General features: G+C 63.4%; 9 protein-coding genes and 1 pseudogene. 1 reads left to right on the top strand and 9 read right to left on the bottom strand.

The window, feature by feature from the left end; all coding sequences use genetic code 11:
* Positions 1 to 32 precede the first annotated feature (32 nt).
* The 7 genes and pseudogenes from G5575_RS21850 to G5575_RS14715 all read right to left on the bottom strand — a co-directional run bounded on the left by G5575_RS21850 (position 33) and on the right by G5575_RS14715 (position 8,042).
* Positions 33 to 2,315, bottom strand: a complete 2,283-nt coding sequence (locus G5575_RS21850; protein ID WP_164534999.1) for a LysM peptidoglycan-binding domain-containing protein — start codon at positions 2,313 to 2,315, stop codon at positions 33 to 35.
* 9 nt (positions 2,316 to 2,324) lie between these two features.
* Positions 2,325 to 3,965 (bottom strand): citramalate synthase, encoded by a 1,641-nt coding sequence (gene cimA, locus G5575_RS14740; protein ID WP_164534998.1) that lies wholly within the window; start codon positions 3,963 to 3,965, stop codon positions 2,325 to 2,327.
* Positions 3,966 to 3,968: 3 nt separating this feature from the next.
* The gene (locus G5575_RS14735) at positions 3,969 to 4,463 is read right to left on the bottom strand and encodes a GFA family protein (RefSeq protein ID WP_164534997.1); all 495 of its coding nucleotides are present in this window, start codon (positions 4,461 to 4,463) and stop codon (positions 3,969 to 3,971) included.
* Positions 4,463 to 4,936, bottom strand: coding sequence for a GFA family protein (locus tag G5575_RS14730; RefSeq protein WP_164534996.1), 474 nt, complete (start codon positions 4,934 to 4,936; stop codon positions 4,463 to 4,465). The genes G5575_RS14735 and G5575_RS14730 overlap by 1 nt, the downstream gene beginning before the upstream one ends.
* Positions 4,926 to 5,306 carry a VOC family protein gene (locus tag G5575_RS14725; RefSeq protein WP_164534995.1) on the bottom strand — a complete coding sequence of 127 codons (381 nt, stop codon included), beginning with the start codon at positions 5,304 to 5,306 and terminating at the stop codon, positions 4,926 to 4,928. The genes G5575_RS14730 and G5575_RS14725 overlap by 11 nt, the downstream gene beginning before the upstream one ends.
* A gap of 72 nt (positions 5,307 to 5,378) precedes the next feature.
* Positions 5,379 to 6,757: pseudogene (cysS, locus tag G5575_RS14720) on the bottom strand (cysteine--tRNA ligase).
* Between the two features lie 271 nt (positions 6,758 to 7,028).
* Entirely contained in the window at positions 7,029 to 8,042 is a 1,014-nt protein-coding gene (locus G5575_RS14715; protein ID WP_164534994.1) for a fumarylacetoacetate hydrolase family protein, read from the bottom strand.
* Between the two features lie 141 nt (positions 8,043 to 8,183).
* Between G5575_RS14715 and G5575_RS14710 the strand changes: the two genes are divergently transcribed.
* The gene (locus G5575_RS14710) at positions 8,184 to 9,326 is read left to right on the top strand and encodes a DUF2865 domain-containing protein (protein ID WP_164534993.1); all 1,143 of its coding nucleotides are present in this window, start codon (positions 8,184 to 8,186) and stop codon (positions 9,324 to 9,326) included.
* On the opposite strand, the gene gltX is transcribed toward G5575_RS14710, so the two are convergent.
* Entirely contained in the window at positions 9,271 to 10,599 is a 1,329-nt protein-coding gene (gene gltX / locus G5575_RS14705) for a glutamate--tRNA ligase (RefSeq protein ID WP_164534992.1), read from the bottom strand. The genes G5575_RS14710 and gltX overlap by 56 nt on opposite strands.
* Complete coding sequence (locus tag G5575_RS14700; RefSeq protein ID WP_164534991.1) at positions 10,596 to 12,263, bottom strand: NAD+ synthase; 1,668 nt, start codon at positions 12,261 to 12,263, stop codon at positions 10,596 to 10,598. The genes gltX and G5575_RS14700 overlap by 4 nt, the downstream gene beginning before the upstream one ends.
* Positions 12,264 to 12,298 lie beyond the last annotated feature (35 nt).

Here is a 12,298-nt window from a genome sequence, read left to right as displayed (position 1 = left end):
TGGGAAACGGCGCCCGCAGGCGCCGTTTGCGATTATTGCAACTCTTCGGGCAGGTCGAAAACCTGACCCGGATAGATGCGATCCGGGTCGCGAATCTGTCCGGTATTGGCATCGTAGATCGTGGTGTACTTGATGCCTTCGCCGTAGACGCGACGCGCGATCGTCCACAGATTGTCGCCGCGGCGGATAATGGCCTTGCCGGACGCAAATCGCTGCGCTTCCGGATCGCCGAGCGACACCGCCACCATGGTGGGCACCTCAGGTTCAGGCTGGGCAACGGTTTGCGGCGCGGCTTGTGGCTGCGGCTGTGCTTCTGGCTGCGGCTCGACGGCCGGCTCAGGGCTAACCGCAGGTTCAGGCTCGGCAACTGGGTCGGCCTCTGCGGGCACCGCCTGCGCTGGTGCCGGGCTTGCTGTCGGCGCATTAGCCGGTGCCGTCTCTGCAATGGGTTCAGGAGGCACACTGGTCTGAGCCGGCTCTTCCGAGTCAGGCGGCGGCGTGGTCGCTTCTGCAGTGACGATTGGTTCCGGGACCGGTTCGGGCTCCGTAGTACCAACAGAACTAGCCGGTTCGTCTGGCTCTGCTGCCGCTTGGGTAGACTGACCGGCAGACTGCGGCTGGTTCGCCGGCGACGTTGGCGTCGGTTCTACCGCCGGTGCTGCTGGTGAATTAGCCTGTGCCGTTTCGGGCTGTGCCGGGGCAGCAGGCTGCTCCGGCGTTGCCGCCGGCTGAGCAGGCGTTGCTGGTTCGGTGGCCGACGTTGACTCAGATGACGTTGCCGATGCCGTCGATGACGGCGAATCAGCAGCGGCCTCGGGAGCCGGTTGCGGCTCCTGTTCCTGTTCGGCCTGGGCAACGGCAATCGGCTCTTCTGCCTCGGGGAGTTCAACGACGAAGTTCACCTCGGCCCGGGCAGCGACCTCGGCAGACCCCTCGCGCAGAAGGTCCACGCGGACGCGCTGGCTTGGATCGTCGAGCACGTCCCCAGCTTCGACCAGCCAGCGTCCATCCGCGACTTCGGCATCGGCGACGAACTGATCGTCGACATAAAGGCGCACCGTGCCGCCCTCAGGTCCGGCACCGGCGAAGAAGGTGCGATCGCCTTCCTTTTCGATGGCGTCGATCGTGGGCGGCAGCATGTCGATGATGGCGTCGACGGTTTCTGGCTCATTCGGGACTTCGCTCGGAGGTGCAGCTGTTGCAACGGACCGATCGTCCTCTAGCGCGGCAGCAGGCTCTTCGACCGAGGCAATAGCAGGTTCGCTGCCGGCGTTGGCGGCGGGCTGCGTCTCGGCAGTTGCGTTTGCGGGCTCACCAGTCTCGACGGCTGGGGCTGGCTCATCTGCCTCGGGCAGCGCTGCAACAGCCAAATCCTCGTCAGTCGCTTCGGGCGCTGCTTCATCAACAGCGTCCGGCGCTTCGGCCGTCTCGGGAGCTCCAGCGGTAGACCCCGGCGCTTCGGTGGTTTCGCCAGCATCTTCTTCCACCGCCAATTCTGCATCCGGCACTGTCGCTGTCGCCGCTTCAGGCGCAGCTTCGGTGTCAGGCGTAGACCCGGCGACCGCTGGGTCCGCTGATGGCTCGTCGGCCGCTTCTGCTTGGGCGATCGCGATGTCGGCCGGGGCTGTCAGGCCCTGCAGCACTTCGCTGGCTTCGCCCGGCGTGCTGGCAACGACAAGCGGCTGGGTAGTCTTGTCTTCGTCGATCACGACGATGAAGGATTCGTCGGCTGTGCCTGGCTTGCCCGCTTCGCCGAGGGTGATTTCTAGGCCGCCGGGTGGCAGCGGCTCTTCGGGAACGATGACCCAATCGCCGCTGTTTTCGACGGTCGCAACGCCAAGCGGCTCGCCATTAGCAAAAACTTCCACTTCGCTGCCCGGCGTGCCACTGCCGGCGATGACTACGGAGCCATCGGGCTCGGCCCGCAGCAAGCCGAAGGTTGCGGTGACGACGTCGTCCGCGCTCGGTACCGTCTCGGCCGCCGCTGCGGCGGGTGGCGCAACTTCGAGCGCCGGCTCGTCCGTTACCGCCACGTCCGATGCGGGTGTCTCTTCAGGCGTAGCGGCATCAGCAACAGCTTCGGCATCGTCCGCAGCCTCGGTATCGGCAATTGCAGCAGCGGGTGGCGCGGGAATCAGGCCGACATCGACCATTCGGCCGCGCAAACACTGGCCCATGCCATCAGGGCTATTGAAGCAGGTGACGACGGATGGGCCGGTCAACACGCCAAGAATAACGACTAAGGTGACCGCGGCCGCCCCGATGGTCAGGGCTAGTGGTCGTTTCGAAGCGGTTTCGGCCAGTTTATTCTCCACAGATCCAAGTCAGCCGGCAGCCAGCACTGGCCGGCGATGTGCCGTTACCGTCGATCCCAGAGCCGCTTCTGTTTTCAACAGCTTGTATGTAATGGATTCATATAGAGCTTCAAAGGACGCATCAATAATATTGGGCGATACGCCGATGGTGACCCATCGTTCGCCCGAAGCGTCGCGGCTTTCGACCAGTACACGGGTGACCGCGCCCGTGCCGCCGTCCAGGATACGCACCTTGAAGTCGGCGAGTTCGACATCCTCGATCAGCGCAGAATACTTGCCCAAATCCTTGCGCAGGGCCTGGTCCAGCGCGTTGACGGGGCCGTTGCCTTCGGCCACCGACATCAGCAATTCGCCGTCGATGCGCAGTTTCACCACGGCTTCGGTGACCGTCATTTCTTCGCCCTGCGCATTGTGGCGGCGCTCGACCATGGCCCGGTAATGCTCGACTTCAAAGAAGCTCGGCAGCGTGCCCAAAACTTCGTGCGCCAGCACGCAGAACGAAGCGTCAGCGCCGTCATAGGAATAGCCGAAGGCCTCGCGCTGCTTGACTTCGGCCAGCAGTTTTTCAAGGCGCGGATCGTCCTTTTCGATGCGGATGTCGTGACGGGCCAACGCGGTCAGGAGATTGGATTTTCCAGCCTGTTGCGAGACCATGATGCTTCGTTCGTTACCGACGCTTTCGGGCGTAACATGCTCGTAGGTCGAAAAATCCTTGAGCAGAGCGGACGCATGGATGCCGGCCTTGGTGGCGAAGGCCGAAGCGCCGACATAGGGCGCCTGCCGGGCCGGGGCGCGGTTGAGGCGATCGTCAAAGGCGCGCGAAATGTGGGTGAGGCGCGCGAGCCGCTCGAGGGTGATGCTAGTCTCGAAACGCTGCGCATAATAGGGTTTGAGCATGAGCGTCGGGATCAGCGACACGAGGTTGGTATTGCCGCAGCGTTCGCCCAAGCCATTGAGCGTGCCTTGCACCTGGCAGACACCCATCTCGATGGCGGCGAGCGCATTTGCCACTGCCTGGCCGGTATCGTCATGGGGGTGGATGCCGAGCTTTTCACCGGGCGCATGTTCGAGAACCGTGCCGACGATTTCGCGCACTTCCGACGGCATCGTGCCGCCATTGGTGTCGCACAGCACAACCCAGCGCGCGCCAGCGTCGAGGGCCGCCGTGACGCAGGCCAGCGCATAGGTCGGATTGGCCTTATAGCCATCGAAGAAGTGTTCGAGATCGATCAGCACTTCCTTGCCAGCCGCCGCCGCAACGCGCACCGTCTCGGCTAGCCCTTCGAGATGCTCGTCCGTGGTTGAGCCCAACGCCAGCTCGACCTGATAGTCCCAGGCCTTGGCGACGAAGCAGGTGGCATCGGCTTGGGATTGAAGAAGCGCCTGCACGCCCGGATCATTGTCCGCCGAGCGCCCTGCCCTCTTGGTCATGCCAAAGGCGGTGAAGCTCGCCCTTTTGGTGCGGCGCTGTTCGAAGAAGGCCGTGTCAACCGGGTTGGCCCCGGGATAGCCGCCTTCGATATAGTCGACACCCAGCTCTTCGAGCATCGCAGTAATGGCGATCTTGTCCTCGAGCGAGAATTCGACGCCAGCGGTTTGGGCACCGTCGCGCAGGGTGGTGTCGAAGAGATAAAGGCGGGTGCGGGACATGGTCTACTCAGGCCAGACTTGGGTATCGTAGTCGGGATGCTGACGATTGCTGCTTGCGATGGCAGCGGCCCAGGCGGCATCGTCATCCGGTCCGCTCCCGGTCGTACCGTTGTCGCGAAGGCTGAGGATGCTCTCGAACCAGGGCACCTTGCCCTCGTTGCCATCGCTGGTCCTGGGCGGGAACAGCTCGGGATGGTCGAGCGAGCCGATGGTGAAGTTGATGCGGTCGCCGGTTATCGTCTCATAAAAGAGCGGCGTACCGCATTGTGCACAAAATCCGCGATCGACGTGCTCTGAGCTGCGAAAGCGTCCCGGCGTGCCGCGGGTCCAAGTGACGGCATCCTTGGGCGCGGCAACCAGGGCGATAAAGATATTGCCCGCCGCCTTCTGGCACATGCGGCAGTGGCAGATATGGGCATTGTCCAGCATCTGCGTCGCATGGTAGCGCACCGCGCCACACTGGCAACCGCCGCTCACCTCGATATCCACGCGGTCCATCAAGCGTCTCCCTTGGGCGGCCAGGCCTCGGTATCGTGGTCCGGATGCTGGTTGGAGTGGATGCCGGCCATGAAGTCGCGCCACTCGTCGCTGACCTCGTGCCGCACCGGAATGCTGGTCAGCGTGTCGAAGAAGGGCAGCTTGTCGTCCGGGTTGACCTGTATTTCCGGTGCGGCAACGGTGGGATCGTCGAAGGTGCCGATGGCCAGTTCGAGGCCGAAGCGCGTTTCATAGGCGAGCGGCGTGCCGCACTCGCCGCAAAAGGCGCGGCGGGCGGCATCCGAGCTCTGGAACCACTTGGGCTCCCCACGAGTCCAAACGGCATTATGCGCCGTAACCAATGGGCCAAAGAAGCCGCCGAACGCCTTCTGGCACATGCGGCAATGACAGATCGACGGCCGCCCCAGGCGCGTCACGCGAAAGCGCACCGCCCCGCATTGGCAGCCGCCGGTATGGGCATCACTAAGGGGCATGACACACTGCTTCGATATTGTTGCCGTCCGGATCGTAGACGAAGGCGGCATAGTAATTGGGGCTGTACTCGGTCCGGATGCCGGGTCCACCATTGTCCTTGCCACCCGCAGCGATCGCGGCTGCATAGAAGGCGTCCACTTCGGCGCGGGTGCGAGCGGCGAAAGCGGTATGGCGACCGGGGCCTGCCTCCTTGCTTTCGCTCAGCCAAAAGACAGGCACGTCCCGACCGTAGCCGCAGACATGGAAGCCGCCAGTATACTCGGTCGGGATCTCCGACATGCAGCTGCCCCCAAGCGCCTTGAATACTGCGTCGTAAAAGGCGCGGCCGCGGGACCAGTCCGAAACGAAGATGCCGGTGTGGTCGATCATGGGAAGTCTCCTCGCGTTAAAGAAGGCCACGAAACCGATGTGTTGCGTCAGCCGATGTCAGGAGCTTGCGCATCACCGCTTCACCTCCCATTTCGTCTGCCGCTGGCCAGCTTCATCCTTGTAGTCCATCAAGGCAATGCCTTGCTCGGCCAAGTCCTTGCGGATGGCGTCAGCTTTGGCGAAATCCTTGCTGTTAAGGGCATCGAGGCGTTCGGCGACTTTGCTCGCGACGCCGGTGTCCTCGGCCACTTCGCGCTTGATCTGGATGCCCATCAGGGCAGCCAGCGCGAGCCCGTCGGCGGCCCGGCCCTCGTCCATGAACAGGGCATGGATGCGGCCGATGGCGCCGGGCGTGTCGAGATCATCGGGGCGAGGCGATCGACGAGGTCTGGAGACAAGTCGGATGCCGGCTCGGCGTCGCCCGCAGCGCGTTCCCATTTTTCGAGCAGGGTCACCGCTTCTTCGAGGCGCCGCTGGGAGAAATCGATCGGCTCGCGGTAATGCGTCATCAATATGGCCAGCCGCAGCGCTTCGCCCGGCCATTTGCGGCCGCCGAAGTCTTTGGTTTCCAGCAGCTGGTGGATGGTGAAGAAGTTGCCGAGCGACTTGCTCATCTTCTGGCCCTCTACCTGGAGGAAGCCGTTATGCATCCAGACATTGGCCATGGCGTGCGAGCCATGGGCGCAGCGGGACTGGGCGACTTCGTTTTCGTGGTGCGGGAAGATGAGGTCGAGCCCGCCGCCGTGAATATCGAAGGTTTCGCCAAGGTAACGCTCCGACATGGCCGAGCATTCGATATGCCAGCCGGGCCGGCCGCGGCCCCAGGGGCTCTCCCAGCCGGGTTCGTCGGCGGAGGACAGTTTCCAGAGCACGAAGTCAGCCGGATTGCGCTTGTGCGTGTCGACGGCGATGCGGGCGCCGGCGAGATTGTCGTCGAGATTGCGCCCGGAAAGCTGGCCATAATCTTCCATGGAGTCGACCGCGAACAGCACTTCGCCTTCCGCGACATAGGCATGACCACGGCCGATCAGCGTCGTGATCAGCTTTTGCATGCCCTCGATATTGTCGGTCGCGCGCGGTTGCACCGTCGGCTCGAGGCAGCTGAGGGCCGCGACGTCCTTCTGGTATTGCGCAGCCGTGGTCTCAGTTACCCGGCGGATGGCGTCGTTGAGCGGCAACTCGGGAAAGTCGCGCAAGGCGCGGGCGTTGATCTTGTCGTCGACGTCGGTGATGTTACGCACATAGGTGACGTGCTCGGCGCCATAGCTGTGACGCAGGAGCCGAAACAGCAGGTCGAAGACGATGGCGGCGCGGCCATTGCCGATATGGGCGAAGTCATAGACCGTCGGGCCGCAGGCATAGAGCCGCACATTGCTCGCATCCATCGGCGTAAATGGCGCCTTGGCGCGATGGAGCGTGTTGTAGAGCGAAAGCTGCGGCTTTGCCGTCATCGGAAAGTCTCTTGGCCAGACGAAATCGTGCTCTGGCGGGAGAGGCTCTATCCATTTGCTTTATGAGGATGAAGAAGACCGCTCCGCCAACGCTTGAGTTAGCAGGTAATAATGAACCAGGTAATGGTGCACGGGGTCTTCATAGCGCACGAGATTGGCCGGGCCTGCGGCAGAAAGCAAGCGCAAAACAAAAGAGGGCGACCCGAAGGTCGCCCAATCGCTTTGGAGGCGACAATCCAAGCGTCTCACGTGTGGCTGTCATCCCCAACGGCTACACGGGAATGTTACCTGCTTCGACGCGTTGCGCGATGCTGCCGAAAACGGGTGCGCTGCCGTTGTCCACGGCAAAGATGCGGACTTCGTCACCGGCCTTGAGGAAGGGCGTGCGGGCGCCACCAAACTTGGCCTTCTCGGCAGTTCGCGCCTCGGCGATACAGGCAAAACCTATGCCGTTCGATTTGATCGGTAGCGTTTCGTCATGGGCATTGGAGATGGTGCCCCCGCCGATGATGGTTCCTGCCGCAAGGTTGCGGGTTCGCGCAGCCTCGACGATCAGGTCGAGGAAATCGAAATGCACGCCGACGCCGGCATTGGGCTGGCCGTAGAGGGTGCCGTTGACCTCGACGCGGACTGGAAGATGAAGGCGATTGTTGCGCCAGCGCTCGCCCAGGCTATCCAGCGTCACGGCGACCGGCGCAAAGGCGGTCGAAGGTTTGGAATGGAAGAAGCCAAATCCATTCTGGAGATCATCGGCCACCAGCCGGCGCAGCGAGACGTCATTGATCAACGTTACCAGGCGGATAGCGGCGCTTGCCTGTTCGCGCGTGGCGCGCATCGGAACGGCGCCGATGATGATGGCGACTTCGGCTTCGAAATCGAGCGCCAAGTCATCGCCATAGATCGGGAGCGGATCCGTCGGTCCAGAAAGCGAATCAGAGGCACCCTGGTAGAGCAGCGGGCGAACCGATTGCAGTTCCGCATCCTTGCTGCCCTTGAGCGAGCGCACGCGTTCAAGGTGGCTCATGTAACCAGAGCCATCGATCCACTGGAAAGCGCGCGGCAGCGGGGCATGGGCCAGCTTGGCTTCGAACACCTGCCCGGCAATGTCGCCGACCTCGAGCTGCGCCGCCAGTGCAGAAAGGCCCGGTGCCAAGGCATCCCAGCCGTCGAGCGCCGCCTGCAGGGTCGGCGCGATGCGGCCTGCCGAGACAAAGCGGCTCAGGTCGTTGGAGACGATCACGAGCTGTCCATCGGGACGGCCGTTGCGGAGGGTCGCGAGTTTCATCTTCGTGCTGCTTCTTCTCGACAGTGACCCGGACGCGCTACCACGGTGTCGCGGGCACAGCTATAATGTTGCCATGTGTCCTAGCGATGTCTTAAGGGCCAAAGGGTCGCGACGGTTGCGGCCCATGGACGGGAATATCTAGTGGCTTTTTCTTCGACCGGCCTGCGCGCTCTTGGCCTGCTCCTGTTGTCGCTGATCGTTTTGGCGCTCGACGTCGAGGCGGCGCATGCGCAAGCCGCGCAATGCGCGCAGCTGCAGGGCGCCTTGGCGCAGTTCGACCGCAATGGCGATTTCCGCCAGATCGACGGCAATACCAATTCGGCGCGTCAGCTACAGCGCGCCGTGCAGGATGCGGAAAGCCAGTATATCCGCCAGGGCTGCAACGACGATGCCAAGGCCGGGCGGGTGCTGACGCAGCAGTGCCAGCTCATTGCCCGCGACGTGCTCGACCTGCGACGGCAATATGCCGAGGTCAGCCAATCGGTCGAGACTGCCAATGCCGTGGCCGGTCAGCGCGAGGCGATCCTCCAGGAAATGGCGCGCTTTGGTTGCAATGCCGGTTCCAGCGCGACCTTCAGTAGCGAGCGCCAGTCGATCTTCGACCGCATCTTCGGCACCACGTCGGAAGGCGATTTCACCGATGGCGATTTCGTCGATGGCGGCGACTATTGGCAGTATCAGGGCTATTCGACCGTGCGCACGGTTTGCGTGCGGCTCAGCGACGGCTATTTCTGGCCCATTAGCTATTCGACGCTGACCGACTATGTCGGCAACGATGCGCAGACCTGCCAGGCGTCATGTCCCAATACCCCCGTCGAGCTTTATTTCTACGACAATCCGGGCCAGGAGCCCGAGCAGATGCGCAACATGTCGGGGCAGATGTATACCTCGCTCCCCCAGGCCTTTGCCTATCGCAACGATTTCGACGAGAGCGCCAGCTGTCGTGCGACGCCGACGTCAAACGGTGCCGTGACCATGGCCAGCACCGGCGATGGCAGTAGCCGGGCCATGCTCGACATCAATGGCCTGAGCTTTCCCATGCCCCTGCGCGATCCGCGCGGCGTCGTGCCGGTACAGGCGGCCGTGGCCGCCCAGCCGGTGACCGATCTCGCCATGGTCGACGTGCCCCTGCCCCGCCCCCGTCCTGCCGGCCCGGGCGAGCCGGCGCGTCCGGCCAATGTGGCACCGGCCGAGACGCTGCGCGTGGTTCAGTTCGGCGACAAGAAGGTCAGGGTAGTCGGTCCAGACACGCCTTACGCCCAAGCAGGACAAGCAGGCTCTTAAGCTCTGGGCCATCGTGGCGGCCGGTCAGCGCCATGCGCAGCGGCAGGAACAGGGCCTTGCCCTTGCGGCCGGTCGTGGTCTTGAGCGTTTCCGTCCAATGCCCCCAGGTCGTCTCGTCCCAGGGCTCGGGCGGCAACAGCGCCTTGGCGAGTGCCAGGAAATCCTGATCCTCGGGCGCGATCACCGGCTCCATCGGGCCAACGAGGATCTTCGACCATTCCGCGATGTCGGGGAACTTGACCAGGTTCTCGCGCAGAAGCAGCCAGATGGCTTCTCCTTCGAGCCCCATGGATGACAAGCGCGGAGCCGCTTCCTCGTAGGGCATAGCGTGGAGCAGCTTGGCATTTAGGCCATCGAGTTCGGCGGGATCGAAACGGGCCGAGCCATGCGAAACCATGGAAAAGTCGAGCCGCTCGGCGATCGCATCGAGGCTGGCATAGGGCTCGACCGGTAGGCTCGTGCCGGTGAGCGTCGCAACGGTGGCGATGGCCAGAGGCTCGTAGCCTTCCTCACGAAAGTCGCGGACAGACTGTGAGCCGAGGCGCTTGGAAAAGCCCTGCCCCTGCGCGTCGGTCAGAAGATTGTGGTGGCCGAAGGTCGGCACCGGGCCGCCCAAGGCTTCGAAGATTTCGATCTGCGTGCCGGTATTGGAGACGTGGTCCTCGCCGCGGATCACATGGGTGATGCCGAGGTCGATGTCGTCGACCACCGAGGGCAGCGTATAAAGGTAGGAGCCGTCGGCGCGAATAAGCACCGGGTCAGACATCGAGGCGGTGTTGACGGTCTGCGGACCCTTGATCACATCGTCGAACTGCACGGGGCGACCGTCGAGCTTGAACCGCCAATGCGGCTTTCGTCCTTCGGCTTCGAGGCGGGCGCGGTCTTCGGCGGAAAGCTCAAGCGCGGCGCGATCGTAGATCGGCGGCTTGCCAAGGAGGCGGGCGCGGGAGCGCTTGCGGTCGAGCTCGTCCTCGGTCTCGTAGCAGGGATAGAGCCGGCCGGCGGCAATCAGCCTGTCACGGGCGGTGTCGTAGAGGTCCGTCCGCTCGGACTGGCGGACCAAAAGGTCCGGCGTGACGCCGAGCCAGCTCAGGTCCTCTTCGATGCCGTCGGCAAAATCGCGGGTCGAACGCGCGAGATCGGTATCGTCCATGCGCAGCACGTAACGGCCGCCATGGCGGCGGGCGAAGAACCAGTTCAGCAAAGCTGGGCGGGCATTGCCCAGGTGAATGCGGCCGGTTGGCGACGGGGCCCAGCGAACGGTGACGCTCATCCGACGACGGTATCCTTGAAGCCATTGGTGATGGGGTAGCGGCGGCCCTGGCCAAACGCCTTGGGCGTAAGCTTTGGTCCGGGAGGCGCCTGGCGGCGCTTGTATTCGGCGATGTTGACCAGACGCTGGATGCGCAGCACGAGGTCGCTCTCGAAACCATCGGCCACCATGTCGGCAACCGATTGCTCTTCCTCGATCATGGCCGTGAGCAATGCATCGAGCACCGGGTAAGGCGGCAGGCTATCCTGGTCCTTCTGGTCCGGCCGCAGTTCGGCGCTCGGCGCCTTGTCGATGATGTTTTGCGGGATGACCATGCCGGACGGGCCAAGACTGTCGCCGGGGAGATGGGCATTGCGCCAGGCGGCGAGGCGATAGACGTCCATCTTCAGCATGTCCTTGAGCGGATTATAGCCCCCGTTCATGTCGCCATAGATGGTGGCGTAGCCGACGGCCATTTCGCTCTTGTTGCCGGTGGTCAGCAGCATGGAACCAAGCTTGTTGCTCACCCCCATCAACACCACGCCGCGCATGCGGCTCTGGATGTTTTCCTCGGCAAGGTCGGATGGGCGGTCCCCGAAGATCGGCGCCAGCTGTTCGAGCGCATGGTCGACCGGATCGCCGATGGACACCACATCGTAGCGCACGCCGAGCAGTTCGGCGCATTCCTTGGCGTCCTTGATGCTGGCCTCGGACGTATAGCGGTAGGGCAGCATGATGCAGTGCACCTTGTCCGGCCCGAAGGCGTCGACGGCCATGGCGGCAACCACGGCGCTGTCGATGCCGCCGGAAAGGCCGAGCACGACATGGTTGAAGCCGTTCTTGTGCACATAGTCGCGCAGCCCGAGCACACAGGCGCGCCAGGGGGCTTCGTCGACCGAGGTCAGCTCGGTGACGATGCCTTGCGTGCAAGTCCAACCCTTCTCGCCGCGCTGCCAGGTGCTGAGTATGAAATCGGCCTCGAATGACTTGCCCTGGAACACCATCCGGTCGCCCGGCTCCATGCCGAAGGAGGCGCCGTCATAGACGAGCTCGTCCTGGCCACCAACCTGGTTGAGATACAACAGCGGGATCTGATCTTCGCCGGTGCGGGCGCGGACGAGATTTTTGCGGACATGCTGCTTGTTGCGCCAATAGGGCGAGCCATTGGGGCAGAGCAGGATTTCGGCGCCGCGCATGGCGAGGTGTTCGCAGACCGACTGGTGCCAGATGTCCTCACAGATCGGAATGCCAATCGAGACACCCTTGATCGTCACCGGCTCAGCCAGTGGGCCAGCGGTGAAATAGCGCTTTTCGTAGAAGACGTCGGTGTTGGGCAGTTCGCGCTTGAGGCGGACAGCGACGATTTCGCCGTTCTCGGCAACGATCACCGCGTTGTGGAGCCCATTGCTGTCCTGCCAGATGGTCGGAAGGATCAGCGTGACATCGCTGCGATCGGTTTCGCGCGCCAGCTCTTGGGCCGCCTCGACGGCATCGCGGATAAACTTAGGCTTGAACAGCAGGTCGTCCGGAAAGTAGCCGGTCAGAAACAGCTCGGAGAACATCAGAATGTCCGCCTTGGCGGCCTTCGCGTCAGCAAGCGCTTTACGGGCAAGCGCCAGATTGCCTTGGAGATCGCCCACCTTGGGATTGAGCTGGGCGAGGGCAATGCGGAGCTGATCGGTCACGGTGGAGCGGGCCTGATAATCGGAAGGTGCTGGGC

Source organism: Devosia aurantiaca (assembly GCF_011058215.1).
In the GTDB taxonomy this organism is placed as follows: Bacteria; Pseudomonadota; Alphaproteobacteria; order Rhizobiales; family Devosiaceae; genus Devosia; species Devosia aurantiaca.
This window is presented reverse-complemented; position numbering and strand designations above follow the sequence as displayed.

Excerpts from the sequence above, each read along its gene's own strand:
- cimA (WP_164534998.1), bottom strand. The coding sequence starts at position 3,965 with ATGTCCCGCACCCGCCTTTATCTCTTCGACACCACCCTGCGCGACGGT.
- G5575_RS14735 (WP_164534997.1), bottom strand. The coding sequence starts at position 4,463 with ATGGACCGCGTGGATATCGAGGTGAGCGGCGGTTGCCAGTGTGGCGCG.
- G5575_RS14730 (WP_164534996.1), bottom strand. The coding sequence starts at position 4,936 with ATGCCCCTTAGTGATGCCCATACCGGCGGCTGCCAATGCGGGGCGGTG.
- G5575_RS14725 (WP_164534995.1), bottom strand. The coding sequence starts at position 5,306 with ATGATCGACCACACCGGCATCTTCGTTTCGGACTGGTCCCGCGGCCGC.
- G5575_RS14715 (WP_164534994.1), bottom strand. The coding sequence starts at position 8,042 with ATGAAACTCGCGACCCTCCGCAACGGCCGTCCCGATGGACAGCTCGTG.
- gltX (WP_164534992.1), bottom strand. The coding sequence starts at position 10,599 with ATGAGCGTCACCGTTCGCTGGGCCCCGTCGCCAACCGGCCGCATTCAC.